Source organism: Mycobacterium sp. 3-98, from assembly GCF_035918355.1.
Taxonomy (GTDB): Bacteria; Actinomycetota; Actinomycetes; order Mycobacteriales; family Mycobacteriaceae; genus Mycobacterium; species Mycobacterium intracellulare.
Genome location: NZ_CP142360.1, coordinates 2,570,151 through 2,589,285, shown reverse-complemented (window position 1 = coordinate 2,589,285; position 19,135 = coordinate 2,570,151). Strand labels below are relative to the sequence as shown.

General features: G+C 69.8%; 3 protein-coding genes. All 3 read right to left on the bottom strand.

The window, feature by feature from the left end:
• Positions 1–403 precede the first annotated feature (403 nt).
• The 3 genes from QGN30_RS12695 to QGN30_RS12685 are packed head-to-tail and all read right to left on the bottom strand — an operon-like array spanning position 404 to position 18,605.
• Positions 404–8,035, bottom strand: coding sequence for an amino acid adenylation domain-containing protein (locus QGN30_RS12695; protein ID WP_442791868.1), 7,632 nt, complete (start codon positions 8,033–8,035; stop codon positions 404–406).
• 23 nt (positions 8,036–8,058) lie between these two features.
• Entirely contained in the window at positions 8,059–18,330 is a 10,272-nt protein-coding gene (locus QGN30_RS12690; RefSeq protein WP_095563044.1) for a non-ribosomal peptide synthetase, read from the bottom strand.
• 44 nt (positions 18,331–18,374) lie between these two features.
• A complete protein-coding gene (locus QGN30_RS12685; RefSeq protein ID WP_003877688.1) occupies positions 18,375–18,605 on the bottom strand; it encodes an MbtH family protein in 231 nt (76 codons plus the stop codon).
• Positions 18,606–19,135 lie beyond the last annotated feature (530 nt).

Genomic DNA, 19,135 nt, shown 5'->3' with positions numbered 1-19,135 from the left:
AGGCTGGCGGGTGTCGCTATCGAACGGCCGACGCTCACCGACTCCGGAAATCTCGTCTTCAACACGAGTGCAACAGTTGGGAAGGCTAGTAGACGCGAACCCCGGTAGTCCAGGGTTATCCAAACTTAATGTCCTGTGAATTACCCAAAACCGTAGACTGCACCTGCTAATCCCGTACTTCAGATACCTGAGGTACTGATCGTGGATAGTGTAGCTACATACAGTATTGATTGGATCAGGGGGTTTGACGGTTTCGCCGACGCCTTTCGCGGAGGTGACCGTTATTGCCGCGTGATTGGCGGCGGGCGCTGGTCGGGCGTCACTCAATCACAAACGGGAATTGCCCATGCAGCAGCGCGGCGCGGTCCGTAGGGGCCACGCCGCGCTGAAGTTCCGCGATCGGTTAGAGCAGGCCGAGCAGTTGCAGGTCGGTGACGTACTTGACGATCACCGGCGCGCTGACGTGCGGGATGTCGTTGTCCGGACCGACTTTCGCTTCCTGCACGGCGGCGCGGAACCGGTCGGTCGGCGCGAACGCGCCGCGGGCCGGCTCGGCGGGCTGCAGGTTCTTCGGATCGCGCAGCAGCAACAGGAGCATCTGCAGGACCGAGTTCTGGCGCTGCCGTTCCGGCAGGCCGCGCAGGCCGGTCTCGAAGCGCTGCAGCCACTCCCCGAAGTCGCCGACGCGCTCGATCGGGTAGCCGGCCTCGATCAGCCAGTCGACGTATTCGTCGAGCCCGATGCCGTCGTCGTGCGGGTTCATCACGTGATAGGTCTCGAACCCCTCCATCACCTGGGCGCCCAGCTTGGCGATCGCCTCGGCGACGAACTCGACGGGCAGGCCGTCGAAGTGCGCGCTCTGCCGGTTGCCCTCGGCGTCGAGCTGATAGAACGACTTGGGCGCGCAGCCGGTGGCCACGACGCTCAGGATCATCCGGGTGAAGATGTCCGCCACGTTGAGCTGGCCCGCGTAGCTGGTGTCGGCCAGGATCATGTCGGAGCGGAACACCGAGACCGGCAGGCCGCACAGGTCGTGGGCCTCGCGCAGCAGGACCTCGCCCGCCCACTTGCTGTTGCCGTAGCCGTTGGCGTAGCTGCCGTCGACGACGCGGGTGGCGCTGATGACCCGGATGTCGGCGTCCTCGGTGAACGCCGACGGCTCGATCTGGCGCCCCACGTCCGACGTCGACACGTAGGCGTACGGCTTCATCTTCGTGGTGAGCGCCAAGCGGATCAGCTCGGCGGTGCCGCCGACGTTGGGTGTGAACAGCTCGTTGTAGGGCAGCACCCCGTTGACGACGGCCGCGGAGTCCACGATGAGGTCGACGGTGTCGGCCAGCTGCCGCCAGGTCTGGTCGTCCAGGCCCAGGTTGGCCTGGCCCTTGTCGCCGGCGACCACCTGCAGGTGGTCTTCGGCCAGTTCCCGGAAGTGCCGCAGCAGCTCGGGGTCGCCGCTGTCGAAGGTCTTCTCCAGCCGGCGCCAGGCGTCCTCGTCGGAGCGGGCCCGCACCAGGCAGATCAGCTTGCCCTCGACCTGTTCCAGCTGCTCGAGCCATTCCAGCACCAGGTAGCGACCCAGGAATCCGGTCGCGCCGGTCAGCAGGACCGTCCGGACCTCGGAGCTGGGAGCGCGCAGCGACGGCACGGTCGCCAGCGTCGTCGCGTCGATGAACTTGTCCAGCGTGAGGTCGCGGGCGTACACCTCGGTGGCGTCGGCGCCGTGCACCGCCGCGAAGCCGGGCCCCGCGGCGTTCTCGGTGTCGGCGCCGCTGGCGATCCGCTGACTCAGAGCCCGGATGGACTGCGAGTCGAACAGGGTGCGCACCGACAGGGCGCCGTCCAGGGCGGTGTTGATCTCGGCGATCACCCGCATCGCCGACAGCGAGTCGCCGCCGAGCTCGAAGAAGGAGTCGTCGACCGAGACCCGCTCCATCCCGAGGACCCGGGCGAAGATGCCGGCGATGGTCTCCTCGGTCGGGTTGGACGGGGCGACGTATTCGCCGCCGCGCTTCTGGTACTCCGGCGCGGGCAGGGCGCGCTTGTCGAGCTTGCCGTTGACCGTCAGCGGCAGCGCGTCGAGCACCACCACCGCGGCCGGCACCATGTAGGCCGGCAGCCGGTCGGCCAGCTGGATGCGGATGCCGACCGGGTCGGCGGTGCCGGTGATGTAACCGACCAGCCGCTTGTCGCCGGGACGGTCCTCGCGGGCGATCACCGCCGCCTGCTCGACCCCGTCCAGCCCGGCCAGCGCCGCCTGCACTTCGCCGAGTTCGATGCGGTAGCCGCGGATCTTGACCTGCTCGTCGGCGCGGCCGAGGTACTCGAGCTGACCGTCGTGGCTCCACCGGACCAGGTCGCCGGTGCGGTACATCCGCGCGCCCGGGCCGCCGAACGGGCAGGCGACGAACCGCGACGCCGTCAGACCGGACCGTCGCGAATATCCCGTCGCCACACCGTGGCCGGCGATGTACAGCTCGCCCACGACACCCTCGGGCGCCGGGCGCAGCCACCGGTCGAGCACGAACAACGCGGCCCGCGGCACCGGTGAACCGATCGGCGCCGACGCTGCCCCGGCCTGCAGCGGCGCGCTCATCGCCGCGTAGACGGTGGCCTCGGTCGGGCCGTACGCGTTGATCATCACGCGCCCCGGCGCCCACCGGTCGACGACCTCGACCGGGCAGGCCTCGCCGGCCACCACCAGCGCCGTCGAGTCCAGTCCCTCCGGCGAGAGCATGCCCACCGCCGACGGGGTCTGGCTCAGCACGGTGACGCCTTCGGAGACCAGCAGCGCGTGCAGCTCATCCGGGGAGGCCGCGACCGATTCGGGCACCACGACCAGGCGGCCACCGTGCAGCAGCGCGCCCCAGATCTCGTGCACCGACACGTCGAAGACCAGGGAGTGCCACTGCGCCCACACCCCCGCCTCCGGCAGGTCGGCGTGCAGGGACTCCACCAGCTGGGTCACGTTGTCGTGGGTGACGGCCACGCCCTTGGGGACGCCGGTGGTGCCCGACGTGTAGATGAGGTAGGCGATGTTGTCCGACGACGGGATCGGCAGCGGGTCGCTGGGCTGGGCGTCCAGCGCCGGGTCGTCGACGTCGATGACCGTCGGGCGGCAGCCCTCCAGCCGCGACCGCAGGCCCGTCGTGGTGACCACGGCGACCGGCTCGGCGTCGCCGAGCAGGAACTCGATCCGGGCGGTCGGCAGCGCCGGGTCGATCGGCAGATACGCCGCGCCCGTCTTGAGGACGGCGAGGATCGAGACGATCGCGTCGGCCGAGCGGGAGAACAGCAGCGCGACCCGCTCGCCCGGGCCCGCGCCCTCCTCGATCAGCAAGTGCGCCAACCGGTTTGCGGCCTCGTCGAGTTCCCGATAGGTCATCGAGCGTCCGTCGAAACTGAGCGCCGCCGCGTCGGGGGTGCGGGCCACCTGCGCGGCGAACAACCCCGGGATCGACGTGCCGGTCGCCGGCTGGCTCAGCACCGACCGGTTGCCCCAGGAGTCGAGCAGCTCGTGCTCGGCCTCGTCGACGACGTCGAGCGCCATCAGCCGTCGGGTAGGGTCGACGGTCATCTCGGAGAGCACGCGCTGGAACCGCTCGGTCATCTTCTCGATGCCGGCGGCGTCGAACACGTCGGTGTCGTATTCGACGCGCAGGCCCAGTTCGCGGCCCGGCAGCGCCATCACCGACAGCGGGTAGTGGTTGTACTCGCGGTTGGTGACATCGGTGATGGCCAACTCGTGGAAGCCCAACGGGACGCTGGTGTCGATCGGGTAGTTCTCGTACAGGAACAGGGTGTCGAACAGAGCGTCGTGGCCGGTCACGCGGTGGATCTCGCTCAGCGCCAGATGCTCGTGTTCGAGGGTGTCGTTGTGGTGCTGCTGCAGCTGGTCCAGCACGTCGGCGACGGTGGTCTCCGCGTCGATGTTGGCGCGCACCGGGACGGTGTTGATCAGCAGGCCCACCATCGATTCGGCGCCGGCCAGGTCGGCGGGCCGACCGGAGACGGCGGTGCCGAACGCCACGTCGTGGTGGCCGGTGAGCCGCATCAGCAGCTGCGCCCACCCGGCCTGCAGCACGGTGTTGACGGTCGTGTGGCACGAGCGGGCCAGCTCGCCCAGGGCGCGCGTGGTTTCCGCGGAGAGCCGGTAGGACTCCACGGCCCGCCGGCCGAGCCGCATCCGGCCCGCCGGGCCCACCAGGGTGGGGGCCTCGAACCCGTCGAGCACCTCGCGCCACGCCGCCTGCGCGGCGGCGCGGTCCTGGCCGGCCAGCCAGGTCAGGTAGCTGCGGTAGGTCGCGGGCGCGGGCAGCTGGTCGCCGTAGTAGTTGGCCAGGATCTCGCGCAGCAGGATGGGCAGCGACCAGCCGTCCATCACGATGTGGTGGTTGGTGAGCACGAACCGGTACCGGTTATCCGCGGTGCGGATCAGCGCGGCCCGGAACGCCGGCCGGTTGGCCAGGTCGCTCACCGCGGCGCGCTCGGCGGCACACAGCTCCTCGACCCGCTGTTCGGGGTCGGGGTCTTCGGGGCCGAGCTGGATGTAGCGCCACGCCATGACCGGGTCGGCCGGGATCACCTGGACGGGTTCGCCGAATTGCGGGCAGAACCGGGCCGCCAGGTTGGGGTGGCGGTTCACCACGGTGTGCACCGCCTCGTGCAGCCGGTGCGAGTCCAGGGCGCCGGTCACGGTGATGCCCAGCTGCACCGCGTAGACGTCGTCGCCCGGGTCTTGGGCGAAGCTGGCGTGGAAGAGCAGGCCCTGCTGCAGCGGGGTCAGCGGCAGGATGTCGGCGACCTGGTGCTGCTTGCTCAGCTCGTCGATCTGCCGCTGGTTCAGGCGCGCCGGCGCGATGTCGGACGGGGTCAGCCCGCCGCCGCCGGCTTGCACGTGGGCGCAGATGCCGGCCAGGGCCTCGAACCACAGCCGGCTGAGCCGGCTGATCTGCTCGCGGTCCATCGCCGAGGCCGCCCACGTCCAGTTGGCGTGCAGGTGCGGACCCTCTTCGGTGTCCATGGTGCCGGCGTTGAGGTCGACGGTGTGCATGAGCGGCATCGCCACCGCGGCGGCCGCGCCGCTCAGCGACAGGCTGTCGGGGCTCAACCGCCACAACTCGCCGGGCAGGTCGGCGGCCGCGCCGAGCCGACCCAGGTAGTTGAAGCCGATCACCGGGTCGGACCCACCCAGATCGACGTCGGGGTTCAGGTAGCGCAGCAGGCCGTAGGTCAGCCCGTCGGGCAGGGCGCGCAGCTGCTCCTTGGTGGCCTTGACGGCGGCGCCCAGCGCGTCGTCACCGCCCACCACGCTGGCCCAGTCCAGCCCGTCGATGGTCAGGGCCACCGGGTACTTGGTGGTGAACCACCCCACGGTGCGCGACAGGTCGACGTGGGGTCCCAGCTCTTCCTGGCGCCCGTGACCCTCGACGTCGATGCCGATCGGCGCGCCAGCGGCCTTGGAACCCAGGAATTCCGTCCAGGCCATCCCGAACGCGATCAGCAAAATGTCTTGCACCCCGGCGTGGAACGCCGCGGGCACCTCACCCAGCAGCAGCCGGGTGGTCTCGACGTCCAGCGACACCGACAGCTGCTCGGCCGTCTGGTAGGTGTCCTCCTCGGGTCGCACCGCCGGCAGCAGGGCCGGGGTGGACACCACCTCGCGCCAGGCGTCGGCCTGCTCGACGACCGCCGGGCTCTGCGCGTGCTCGGCCAGCAGCGACGACCACCGGGCGAACGAGGTCCCGCCGACCGGCAGGGCCACCGGCTGACCGCTGTGGTGCTGCGCCCAGGCGATGTTGAGGTCCTCGATCAGGGTCCGCCACGACACACCGTCGACGGCCACGTGGTGGATGATCAACGCCAATTGGCTTGTCTCGCTTGCCCATACGGCACTCACCATCGCGCCGGCACCCGGGTTCAGCCGCGACCGCGCCTCGACGAGCGTGGCGTCGGTCAGGGTGTCGACGGTCTGCAGGCAGTCGCCGGCCTGCACCGTGCCCGGGTCGGGCGCGTGCAACTTCCAGCCGCCCTCGCCGTCGTCTTCGACGCGCAGCCGCAGCATCGGGTGGCGGTCCAGCAGGGCCTGCAGCACGACGACGACCTCGTCGGCGGTGACGCCCGCGGGGGCCGCCAGCACCATGGTCTGGTTGAAGTCGTCGATCGGGCCGTCAACGGTCTGCAGCCAGCGCATGATCGGGGTGGCCACCACCGGGCCGATCCCCTCGTCGACCACGTCCTCCTCGTCGTCGCGGTCGGTGGCCACGCGGGCCAGCCGGGCCACGGTCTGCTCGACGAACACGTCGCGGGGGCGGCACACCACGCCGGCGGCGCGGGCGCGGGCCACGACCTGCATGGACAGGATGCTGTCGCCGCCCAGGTCGAAGAACGAGTCGTCGACGCCGACGCGCTCCACACCCAGCACCTGGGCGTAGATGCCGGCCAGGATCTCCTCGGTGTGGTTGGACGGGGCGCGGTACTCACCGGCGCGCTTGTGGTACTCCGGCGCGGGCAGGGCGCGCTTGTCGAGCTTGCCGTTGACCGTCAGCGGCAGCGCGTCGAGCACCACCACGGCGGCGGGGACCATGTAGGCGGGCAACCGCTTGCCGAGCTGGGTGCGCAGCTCCGCCGGGTCGGCGGTGCCGGTGATGTAGCCGACGAGGCGCTTGTCGCCGGGGCGGTCCTCGCGGGCGATGACCGCGGCCTGGTCCACGCCGTCGAGCCCGGCGAGGGCCGCCTGGATTTCGCCGAGTTCGATGCGGTAGCCGCGGATCTTGACCTGCTCGTCGGCGCGGCCCAGGTACTGCAGCTGACCGTCGGTGCCCCAGCGCACCAGGTCCCCGGTGCGGTACATCCGCGCGCCCGGGCCGCCGAAGGGGCAGGCCACGAACCGCGACGCCGTCAGGCCGGACCGTCGCGCGTACCCGGTGGCCACGCCGCGGCCGGCCACGTACAGCTCACCGACCACGCCCTCGGGCGCGGGCCGCAACCACTTGTCCAAGACGAACAGCGCCGCGCCGGGCACCGGCGAGCCGATCGGCGGTGCGCCCGAGTCGCCCGTCAGCGGCGCGCTCATCGCGGCGTAGACGGTGGCCTCGGTCGGGCCGTAGGCGTTGATCATCACGCGTCCGGGCGCCCACCGGTCGACGACCTCGGCGGGGCAGGCCTCGCCGGCCACCACCAGCGCCGTGGACTCGAGGCCCTCGGGCGAGAGCATCCCGACCGCGGACGGGGTCTGGCTCAGCACGTTGACCTTCTCGGCGACAAGTAGGTCGTGCAGGTCGTCGGGCGAGCCCGCGACCGATTCGGGGACCACGACCAGGCGCCCGCCGTGCAGCAGCGCGCCCCAGATCTCCCACACGGAGACGTCGAACACCAGGGAGTGCCACTGCGACCACACCTGGCCCGCGCCGGACGGCAGCTTGGCGTGCAGGGTCTTCAGGAATTCGGTCACGTTGCGGTGCGTGACCGCGACACCCTTGGGGACGCCGGTGGTCCCCGAGGTGTAGATCATGTAGGCGATGTCGTCGGGCGCCGGTCCGGGCAGCGCGCTGCTGGGCTGGCCGTCGGCGGCGGCCTCGTCGACGTCGATGACGGGCAGGTCGAAGCCGTCCAGCCGGGTGCGCAGGCTGGCGGTGGTGACCGCGGCGATCGGGGTGGCGTCGCCGAGCATGAACTCCATGCGGGCGGCGGGCAGGGCGGGGTCGATCGGCAGGTAGGCCGCCCCGGTCTTCAAGACCGCGAGGATCGAGATGATGGCTTCGGCCGAGCGGGAGAACAGCAGCGCCACGCACTCGCCCGGGGCGGCGCCCTGCTCGGCCAGTAGGTGCGCCAGCCGGTTGGCGGCCTCGTCGAGCTCCAGGTACGTCATCGAGCGACCCTCGAAACTCAGCGCCGTCGCCTGGGGGGCGCGCGCCACCTGGGCCGCGAACATTTCGGGAATGGACGTGGGCGCCTTGACCGGCTTGGTCAATATCGCCCGGTTGCCCCACTCGTCGAGTCGGTCGTGCTCGCCGCCATCCAGTAGATCAATCGACAACAATCGCCGTCCCGCACCGACGGTCATGACTGCTCCTCCAAGTCCACGGTCATGGCTTCCAGCACCCGCTTGAAACGCTCGACCAGCTTCTCGATCCTCGCCTCGCCGAACACGTCGGTATCGAACTCGACGCGGAGGCCAATTTCGTGGCCCGGCACGGCTTGAACCGAAAGCGGGTAATGGTTGTATTCCCGATTCGTGAATCCCCTAATAGTTAACTCGTCCACGGCCGATAGCGCGGCGGTATCGATGGGATAGTTCTCGTACACGAACATTGTGTCGAAAATTTGATCGTGTCCCGTTACACGATGAATTTCGTTCAGCGCCAGGTGCTGGTGGTCCAGGGTCCTGGTGTAGGCCTGTTGTAGCTGGTCAAGTAGGTCGGCGATGGTGGTTTCGGCGCCGATCGTCGCCCGCACCGGCACGGTGTTGATCAGCAGGCCCACCATGGACTCCGAACCGGCCAAATCGGTGGGCCGGCCCGAAACCGCTGTGCCGAAGACCACATCGTGCTGGCCGGTCAGCCACATCAGCAGCTGCGCCCAGGCCGCCTGCAGCACGGTGCTGACGGTGGTGCGGCACGAGCGGGCCAATTCGCCGAGCAGGCGGCTGGTCTCCGCGGACACGTGGAATTCGGCGACGCCGCGCGGACCCAGCCCCATCCGGCCCGACGGGCCCACCAGCGTGGGGGTGTCGAATCCGGCGAGCACCTCGCGCCACGCCGCCTGGGCGGCGGCGCGGTCCTGCTCGGACAGCCAGGTGATGAAGCTGCGGTAGGGCACCGGCGCGGGCAGCCGCACCCCGAAGTAGCTGGCGAAGATCTCCTGCAGCAGGACGGGCTTGGACCAGCCGTCGAGCACGATGTGGTGGTTGGTGAGCACGAACCGGTAGGTGCCGTCCCCGGTGCGGATCAGCGTGCCCCGGAACGGCGGCTTGCCCGCCAGGTCGCAGACGGCGACGCGTTCGGCGGCTGACAGCTCCTCGATCCGGTGGTCTTGGTCGCCGCCGGCGTCCAGCTCGACGTACTGCCAGGCCAGTTCCGGATCGGCGGACAAGACCTGCACCGGCTCGCCGAAGTCCTCGCTGAAGTGGGCCACCACGTTGGGGTGGCGGGTGACGACGGTCTGCACGGCGTCGCGCAGCCGCTCCGGGTCGATGGCGCCGCTGACCGAGATGTCGAGCTGCACGGCGTAGAGGTCCTCGGAGCCTTGGGCGCCCTGCGCCGTGCCGGTGTGGAACAGCAGTCCCTGCTGCAGCGGGGTCAGCGGCAGCACGTCGGCGACGCGGTGCTGCTGCTGCAGTTCGTCGATGTCCCGCTGGGTCAGCCGGGCGGGCGCGATGTCGGACGGGGTCAACCCGCCGCCGCCGTCGCGGACGTGCGCGCAGATGCCGGCCAGCGCGTCGAACCACAACTCGCTGAGCTTGCCGATCTGCTTTTCGTCCAGCGCCGAGCGCGCCCACGTCCAGTTGGCCTGCAGGTGGGGGCCGTCCGCGGTGTCCATGGTGCCGGCGTTGAGCTCCACCGTGTGCGGCAGCGGCAAGGCCACCGCCCCGGCCGCACCGGCCAACGCGAAGCTGTCCTCGCTGAGCTGCCACAGGTCGGGCGACAGGTCGGCGGCCCCGCCACCGAGCCGGCCCAGGTAGTTGAAGCTGATGGCGGGATCCGAATCACCAAGGTCCACATCGGGATTCAGGTAACGCAACAACCCATAGCTGAGGCCGTCGGGCAGGCCGCGCAGCTGTTCCTTGGCGTCCTTGATCACCGGGCCCAGCGCCGCGTCTCCGCCGATCACCTGGCCCCACGACAGGCCGCCGACGCGCAGCGACACCGGGTACTTGGCGGTGAACCACCCGACCGTGCGCGACAGGTCCACCTGCGGGCCGAGCTCCTCGCTGCGCCCGTGGCCCTCCACGTCGATGGCGATCGGCGCGCCGGTGCCCATGAACTGCGTCCACGCCAACCCGAACGCGATCAACAAAATGTCTTGCACCCCAGCGTGAAACGCCGCGGGCACCTCCCCCAGCAACAGGCGGGTCGTCTCGACGTCCAGCGACGCCGACAGCTGCCCGGCCGTCGCGTAGGTGTCCTCGGGCTGCGCGGCCGGCAACACCGCCGGGATCGCGGCCACCTGCCGCCACTCCTCGGCCCGCTCGACCACCTCGGGGCGGCGCGCGTGCTCGTCCAGCAGCGACGACCACCGGGCGAACGAGGTCCCGCCGGCCGGCAGGGCCACCGGCTGGCCGCTGTGGTGCTGCGCCCAGGCGATGTTGAGGTCCTCGATCAGGGTCCGCCACGACACACCGTCGACGGCCAGGTGGTGGATGATCAACGCCAATTGGCTTGTCGCGCTTGCCCATACGGCGCTCACCAGGAGGCCATCGGCCAGGTTCAGCCGCGACCGGGCCTCGACCAGGGCCTCCTCGGACAACTCGTCGACGGTCTCGAGAACGTCGCCGGCCTGCACCGAGCCGGGCTCGGGCACCTCGAACGACCAGCCGCCCACGCCGTCGTCCTCGACGCGCACCCGCAGCATCGCGTGCCGGTCCAGCAACGCCTGCAGCACCACCGGCACGTCGTCGGCGGTTACGTCGGCGGGGACCGCCAGCACCATCGTCTGGTTGAACTGTTCGACGGGGCCGTCCATGTTCTGCAGCCAGCGCATGATCGGGGTGGCCACCACCGGCCCGATGCCCTCGTCGACCACGTCGTCCTCGGGGCCGGCGATCGTGGCGACGCGCGCCAGGCGCGCGACCGTCTGCTCGGTGAAGACGTCCCGGGGGCGGCACACCACGCCAGCGGCGCGGGCGCGGGCCACCACCTGCATGGACAGGATGCTGTCGCCGCCCAGGTCGAAGAACGAGTCGTCCACGCCGACACGCTCCACGCCCAGCACCTGGGCGTAGATGCCGGCCAGGATCTCCTCGATGGCGCTCGCCGGCGCCCGGTAGCGGTCGACGTCGGAGTATTCCGGGGCGGGCAGGGCGCGGGTGTCGAGCTTGCCGTTGACGGTCAACGGCAGCACGTCGAGCACCACCACCGCGGACGGGACCATGTAGCCGGGCAGCCGTTCGCTGAGTTGGGCCCGGGCCTCCGCCGGGTCGGCGGTGCCGGTCACGTAGCCGACCAGACGCTTGTCGCCGGGACGGTCCTCGCGGGCGATCACGGCGGCGTGCTCGACGCCGTCGAGCGAGGCGAGGGCGGCCTGGATTTCGCCGAGTTCGATGCGGTAGCCGCGGATCTTGACCTGCTCGTCGGCGCGGCCGATGTACTGCAGTTGCCCGTCGGCGCTCCACCGGACGAGGTCACCGGTGCGATACATCCGCGCGCCGGGCCCTTCCGCGCCGACGTACGGGCAGGCCACGAATCGGGTGGCCGACAGCCCCGGGCGGCCCACGTAGCCGGTGGCCAATCCCCCACCGGCGACGTACAACTCGCCGACCACCCCGACGGGCACGGGGCGCAGCCACCCGTCGAGCACGAAGAAGGCGAGGTTGCCCAGCGGCACCCCGATGGGGCTGACGTTGTTGTCGACGTCGCCGCGAAGGATCTCGCGGAACGAGGCGTGCACCGTGGTCTCGGTGATGCCGTACATGTTGATCATCCGCGGCAGGCCGGGGTGGTGATGCAGCCACGTCGACAGCCGGTGCGGCTCCAACGCCTCCCCGCCGAACACCACCGTCTGCAACTTCAGCTGCTCACCCAGCTCCGGGGCCAACGCGTCGGCACTCTGCAACGCGTAGAACGCCGACGGGGTCTGGCTGAGCACGCTGACCTGCTCGCGAACCAGCAAGGCGTGCAGGTCTTCCGCGGAGCGCACCACCGCGTCGGGCACCATCACGAGGCGCCCGCCGTACAGCAGCGACCCGAAGACCTCCCACACCGAGAAGTCAAACGCCAGCGAGTGACATTGCGTCCACACCTGGCCCAACCCCAGCTGAGCATCCAGTGTCTCCAGCAGCAACGTGACGTTGCGGTGCGGGATCGCCACGCCCTTGGGCGTTCCCGTCGTGCCCGAGGTGTAGATGATGTAGGCGATGTTGTCCGGCGCCGGTACGGGCAGGCCGGTCGTGGGCTGGTCGGCCACGGCGGGGTCGTCGATGTCGATGATCTGCCCGGCGAACCCGCCCAACTGCGGCCGCACCTCGGCGGTGGTCACCGCCGCGATCGGCGCGGCGTCACCGAGCACGAATTCGAGGCGCGCCGCGGGCACGCTCGGGTCGATCGGCACGTAGGCGGCCCCGGTCTTGAGGACGGCGAAGATCGCGATCACCGCTTCGGCCGACCGCGGGATCACCACCGCCACCCGCTGGCCAGGGCCGGCGCCCTGCCCAACGAGCAAGTGCGCCAACCGGTTTGCCGACTCTTCGACCTCGCGGTAGGTGAACGACCGGTCGCCGCAGGTGATCGCGACGGCGTCGGCGGCGCGGGCGACCTGGCCGGCGAACAACGCCGGAATCGACTCCCGCCCGGTGGGCCGCTGGGCCAGGACGGCCCGGTTGCCCCACTGGTCCAGCCGTCCGTGTTCGGCGGGGTCGAGCAGATCGATCGCTGAAAGCCGTTGCGCGGGATCGGCGGTCATGGCCGCCATCACGTGGCGCAGCCGTTCGATCAGCATTTCGATGGCGGACGCGTCGAAGACCTCGGTGTCGTACTCGACGCGCAGGCTCAGTTCGTGGCCCGGCGTGGCCACGACCGACAGCGGGTAGTGGTTGAATTCGCGGCTGCTGAATTCGGTGACGGCCAGCTCTTGGGCGCCCATCATCGCGCCGGCGTCGATCGGGTAGTTCTCGTAGAGGAACAGGGTGTCGAACAGCTGGTCGTGCCCGGTGACGCGGTGAATCTCGTTGAGCGCCAAGTGTTCATGCTCAAGGGTCTCGGCGTGGGCGCGTTGCAGCTGCTCGAGCAGGTCGACGACGGTGGTCGCGGCGGCGATGTTGGCCCGGACGGGCACGGTGTTGATCAGCAGCCCGACCATGGCGTCGGCGCCGGCCAGCTCGGTGGGCCGGCCTGAGACGGCGGTGCCGAAGGCGACGTCGTGCTGGCCGGTCAGCCACGTCAGCAGCTGCGCCCACGCGCCCTGCAGCACGGTGCTGATGGTGGTGCGGCTGGAGCGGGCCAGCTCGCCGAGCGCGCGCGTCGTGTCGGCCGAAACCGCATAGGTGGCAACGGCGCGGCGCCCGATCTTGCCGGGCGGGGCCACCAGGGTGGGGGCCTCGAACCCGTCGAGCGCCTCGCGCCAGGCCGCTTGGGCGGCGGCGTGGTCCTGGGCGGCCAGCCACATCAGGTAGCTGCGGTACGACGGCGGCGCGGGCAGCCGCTGCCCGTAGTAGCCGGCGAAGACCTCCCGCAGCAGGACCGGCAGCGACCAGCCGTCGATCACGATGTGGTGGATGGTGAACAGCAGCCGATGCCGGTCGTCGGCGATGCGGATCAATGCGGCCCGGAAGGTGGGTTGGCCCGCCAAATCGCACACGGCGGTGCGTTCGTCGGCGGCCAACTGCTCGAGCTGGTGGTCCTGGTCCGCGCCGCCGTCCAATTCGACGTAGCGCCAAGCCATTACCGGCTCGGCGGGGATGATCTGCACCGGCTCGCCGAATTCGTCGAAGAAGCGCGCCACCAGGTTGGGGTGGCGGTTGACGGCGGTCTGCACGGCCTCGCGCAGCCGGTGCTGATCGAGGCTGCCGCTCACGGTGATGCCCAGCTGCACCGCGTAGAGGTCTTCGAGCTCGGCGGCGAAGCTGGTGTGGAACAACAAACCCTGCTGCACGGGGCTCAGTGGCAGCACGTCGGCGATCTGGTGCTGCCGGCACAGCTCGTCGATCTGCTGCTGGTCCAGGCGGGCCGGCGCGATGTCGGACGGGGTCAGGCCGCCGCCGCCGGCGCGCACGTGCGCGCAGATGCCGGCCAGGGCCTCAAACCACAACTGGCTCAACCGGTTTACTTGTTCGTCGGTCAGCGCCGAGGTCGCCCACCGCCAGTTGGCGTGCAGCAGCGGGCCGTCCTCGGTGTCCATGGTGCCGGCGTTGAGTTCCACGGTGTGCGCCAAGGGCATCGCCACCGCCGTCGCGACCGCGGCCGACGACAGGCTGTCCTCGCTGACGCGCCACAAGTCCTCGGAGAGGTCAGCCCCCGCGGCCAGCCGGCCCAGGTAGTTGAACCCGATCACGGGGTCCGGCCCCTGCAGGCCGACCTCGGTGTTCAGGTAGCGCAACAGCCCATAGGTCAGGCCGTCGGGCAGGGCGCGCAGCTGCTCCTTGGCGTCCTTGATCACCGCACCCAGCGCGGCGTCCCCGGCGGCCACCTTCGACCAGCTCAGCCCGCCGGTAATCGACAGCGCCGCAGGGTATTTGGTGGTGAACCAGCCCACCGTGCGGGACAGATCCACGCGGGAAGCGATCTCTTCGTTGCGCCCGTGCCCTTCGATGTCGATGCCGATCGGCGTCGCGGTCCCCACGGACCCCAGGAACTCCGTGAACGCCAACCCGAACGCGATCAACAGGATGTCCTGCACGCCGGCGTGAAACGCCGCCGGCACCTCCCCCAGCAACTGCCGGGTCGTCTCGACGTCCAGCGACGCCGAGAACTGTCCGGCGTTCGCGTAGGTGTCCTCCGGCCCGGCGGCCGGCAGCGCCGGCGGGGTGGCGACCACCTCCTGCCACGCGCCGGCCTGTTCGAGGACGGCCGGGTCCTTCGCGTGCTCGGCCAGCAGCGACGACCACCGGGCGAACGAGGTCCCGGGCGCCTGCAACGCCACCGGTTGGGCGTTGTGATGCTGGACCCAGGCGATGTTGAGGTCCTCGATCAGGGTCCGCCACGACACACCGTCGACCGCCAGGTGATGAATGATCAACGCCAATTGGTTTGTCGCACTTGCCCATACCGCGCTCACCATGACCCCGTCGGCCACGTTGAGCCGGGAACGGGCGTCGACCAGGTCCGCGTCGGAGAGCGTGTCGACCGTGCGCAGGCAGTCGCCGGCCTGCACGGACCCGGCCTCGGGCGCCTCGAGCGACCAGCCGCCGGCGCCGTCGTCCTGCACGCGCAGCCGCAACATCGGATGGCGATCGAGCAGGGCCTGCAGCACCACCGCCACGTCGTCGGTGCTCACACCCGCGGGCGCCGCCAGCACCATGGCCTGGTTGAACTCGTCGATCGGGCCGTCGATGGTCTGCAGCCACCGCATGATGGGGGTGGCCACCACGGGGCCGATCCCCTCGTCGGCCGCACCGAGGTCGCCGTCGACCGCCACCTCGGACACCCGCGCCAGCCGGGCCACGGTCTGCTCGACGAAGACGTCCCGGGGGCGGCAGATAACGCCGGCCGCCCGCGCGCGGGACACCACCTGCATCGACAGGATGCTGTCGCCGCCCAGGTCGAAGAACGAGTCGTCCACGCCGACGCGCTCGACGCCCAGCACCTGGGCGTAGATGTCGGCCAGGATCTCCTCGATCGCGTCGGCCGGGGCCCGGTATTCGCTCGCGGTGTATTCCGGCGAGGGCAGGGCGCGCTTGTCAAGCTTGCCGTTGCCGGTCAGCGGCAGGGCGTCGAGCACCATCACCGCGGTCGGCACCATGTACGGCGGGAGCTTTTCGGCCAGTTGGGCGCGCAGCGCCGCGGGGTCGGCGGTGCCGGTGACGTAGCCGACGAGGCGCTTGTCGCCGGGGCGGTCCTCGCGGGCGATCACCGCCGCCTGGTCCACGCCGTCGAGCCCGGCCAAGACCGCCTGGATTTCGCCGAGTTCGATGCGGTAGCCGCGAATCTTGACCTGCTCGTCGGCGCGGCCCAGGTACTGCAGCTGCCCGTCGGGACCCCAGCACACCAGGTCCCCGGTCCGGTACATGCGTGCCCCGGGACCGCCGAACGGGTTGGCCACGAACCGCGACGCCGTCAGGCCGGGCCGGCGTACGTAGCCGTGCCCGACGCCGCGACCCGCCAGGTACAACTCACCGACAACACCGGCGGGCACCGGCTGCAGCCACTTGTCGAGGACGAACATCGCCGCCCCGGGTATCGGGGAGCCGATCGGCACCACTGGTGAGCCGGGCTCCAGGGGTGTGCTGATCGACGCGCAGACCGTGGTCTCGGTCGGGCCGTAGGCATCGATCATCACCCGCCCGGGCGCCGCCCACCGGTCGACGACGTCGGTCGGGCAGGCCTCGCCGGCCACCACCAGCGCCGTGGATTCGAGGCCCTCGGCCGGCAGCATCGCCACCGCCGATGGTGTCTGGGTCAGGACGCTGACTTTCTCCGCGACCAGCAGGTCGTGGAAGTCCTGCGGGGAGGACGCCACCGATTCGGGCACCACCAGCAGCCGCCTGCCGCGCAGCAGCGCGCCGTAGATCTCCCACACCGAGAAGTCGAAGGACGCGGAATGGCTTTGCGTCCAGACATTTCCGGGCGGCAGGGCGGCGTCGAGCGACTCGGTCAGCCACGTGACGTTCAGATGAGGGATGGCGACGCCTTTGGGGGTCCCGGTCGTTCCGGACGTATAGATGATGTAGGCGACGTTCTCGGGGGCCGGGTTCGGCAGCGCGGTGCTGGGCTGGTTGTCGACGGCGGGGTCGTGCACGTCGACGACGAAAACGTCGTGGCCTTCCAGCCGCGGGCGCAGTTCCGCCGTGGTGATCACCGCGCTGGGCGCGGCATCGGAGAGCACGAAGTCCATCCGCGACGACGCGTGCGCGGGGTCGATCGGCACGTAGGCCGCCCCGGTCTTGAGCACCGCGAGCATCGAAACGATGGCGTCGGCGCAGCGGGGGAACAGCACCGCCACGCAGTCACCCGGGCCCACGTGGTGGCTGGCGAGCAGGTGCCCCAAGCGGTTCGACGCCTCGTCGAGCTCGGCGTAGGTCAGCGTCTGGTCGCCGAATGTCACGGCCGGCGCCTCGGGCGTGCGGCGCACGTGCTCGGCGAACGCGGCCGGAATCGACACCGGGGCCGGCGCGGGCTCGGCCAATGCCGGCCGGTTGCTCCACCGGTCGATGAGCGCGGGCTCGTCGGGCGTCAGCAGCTCGATCGACGACAGCGGCCGCTCGGGGTCGGCGGTCATGGCCGCCAGGATCTGCTGCAGCCGTCCCGCCAGGTCGGCGACGCCGAAGCCGGCGAACGGTTGCCCCGGACCCGCGGTGCTGAGGAAGAGCTGGTCACCGGCGCCGAGGAAGAACAACCCGAAGTGCCCGACCGGCCCGTGGTTGGTGTACGACGCCGTCGCCGGCGAGCCGGCCAGGTCCAGGGTCAGTCTCATCGGTAGGAAATTGATGCCCACCCGGTTCGGCGCCTGCCGCAGGCCGTCGCCCTCGAGGGTGTGCGCGGGAAAACGTTGATGCTTCAGCAGTTCGCGGATCCGCTTGTCGACGTGCTTGCAGAAGTCGGCAACCGTCGTCTGCGGTTCCGTCGACAGGACCAGCGGCACGACACCGGCCAGCATTGCCGGGAGCGTCTTCGACTCCGGAGTCACCCGCCTGCTGACCGGGAAGTCCAGCGCCACCTCGGAGCCGCTGCCCGACCATCCGCGCACCAACAGCGCGCACGCGGCGGTGGTGACCGAAAACCGGCGGATGGCCAGCTTCTTGGACAGCTCCTTGATCCGGTTGACGACCGAGGGGTCCAACTGGACCGACGCGGACGGCGAGTAATGGTCTTGCTCGGTGCCCGCATCGGGCAGCCGGTCGACCGGTCCGCTCTCCGGCGGAAGGTGCTCGCTCCAATAGGCCTTGTCTTCGAGGTAATCCTCGGAAGCCTCGTACTCGGACTCGAGGTCGACCAGGTCCTGCGCCGAACCGAAATAGGCGTCGGGAATTGGCTTTCCCGCCACCATCGCGGAATAAATGGTTGCGACCCGGCGGCAGACCAAGGCCATGCCCAAACCGTCGATCGCAATGTGGTGGCAGCAACCAAACAAATAGAATTCCTCGTGCCCCGTTTGAAAGAGCACGAATTTGAACATCTGGCCGTTCAACGGCATCGGCGTGCGCTGAATGGCGGACGACATCTCGCGGGCTTCCTGCACCGGATCCGCCGCGCCCCTCAGGTCATGGAACTCGAGCTCGACATGGGGGTAGTCGATCGGCTTCTGGACCACCTGGCCGTCGACCTCGAAGAACGAGACCCGGCCCGATTCGGCCTCGCCGACCGTCTGGGTGAGTGCCTGCTGAAACTTATCGCGATGGACCGGGCCGTCGATTTTGACCAGGAGGCCGAGCTGCCACTGGGTACCGGCGAAGCCGGCTTCTTGGGATAGCCAGATGTCGAGCTGACCCCGTGTCAGTGGCAGCGTTCGATCATCCCTCGCCATCGACTCCCCCAAGTCTCCACCCACCCGCCCCGTACCCCGGCTGGTTACTGGTCAAAACCCCGACCCGTTGCGAGCTTGTCCCGCAGGCTCTTCGGCCTGATGTCGGGCCAATGTTGCTCGATGTACTCCAAACACGCAGCTCGGTCGGCTTCCCCGTGTACCACTCGCCAACCCGCTGGAACATCGGCGAAGGCCGGCCACAAGCTGTGTTGCTCCTCGTCGTTCACCAGGACGAAAAAGCTGCCGTTGTCGTCGTCGAATGGATTGATGCTCACAATTCTCCAGATAGATAGTGGACATGAGTGGAACAGGTCCAAACCATAGTGGAGGGCAACACTGCCCGTCGGCGGTTTGGGGAAAGTTCCTGGTGTGGCCGAGAAGGTCTTGGCGCCACCGAATGATTGGTGTGCGGAGGGGCCCCGATGCCCCTGAATTCGCTCAGTGACCTGCATCAATGGCGGTGGGTGCGAAATATCGCTATTGGGGCAGGCACGTCCTTCAGGCCGATGAAGTTTTTGTGCTTGTCGACACACATCCTAGCCGAACGCGTGACGGCCGCGAAAATCACCCGGAGGCGAACCTGCCGCCTCCCGGCGAGGCGTGTTGAACCCTCCCGGCCGGTGACACGTGACCACTGCTGTGCTTAGGTGGTTGCGCGGCGTTGGCGACCGCTGCCCGGGGCGGAGGGGTCAGCAAAACGCCGTTTACGCAGGTGGAATCGGTCACGATCCCGTATCGCGTTGCCAAAGCACTGATACGGAAGCGACGGGCGTGGTTTACTCATCAAGACCTGGTCGCGTTCCCC

What these genes read in the sequence shown, in the direction of transcription:
- QGN30_RS12690 (WP_095563044.1), bottom strand. Translation starts at nt 18,330, where the DNA reads ATGGCGAGGGATGATCGAACGCTGCCACTGACACGGGGTCAGCTCGAC.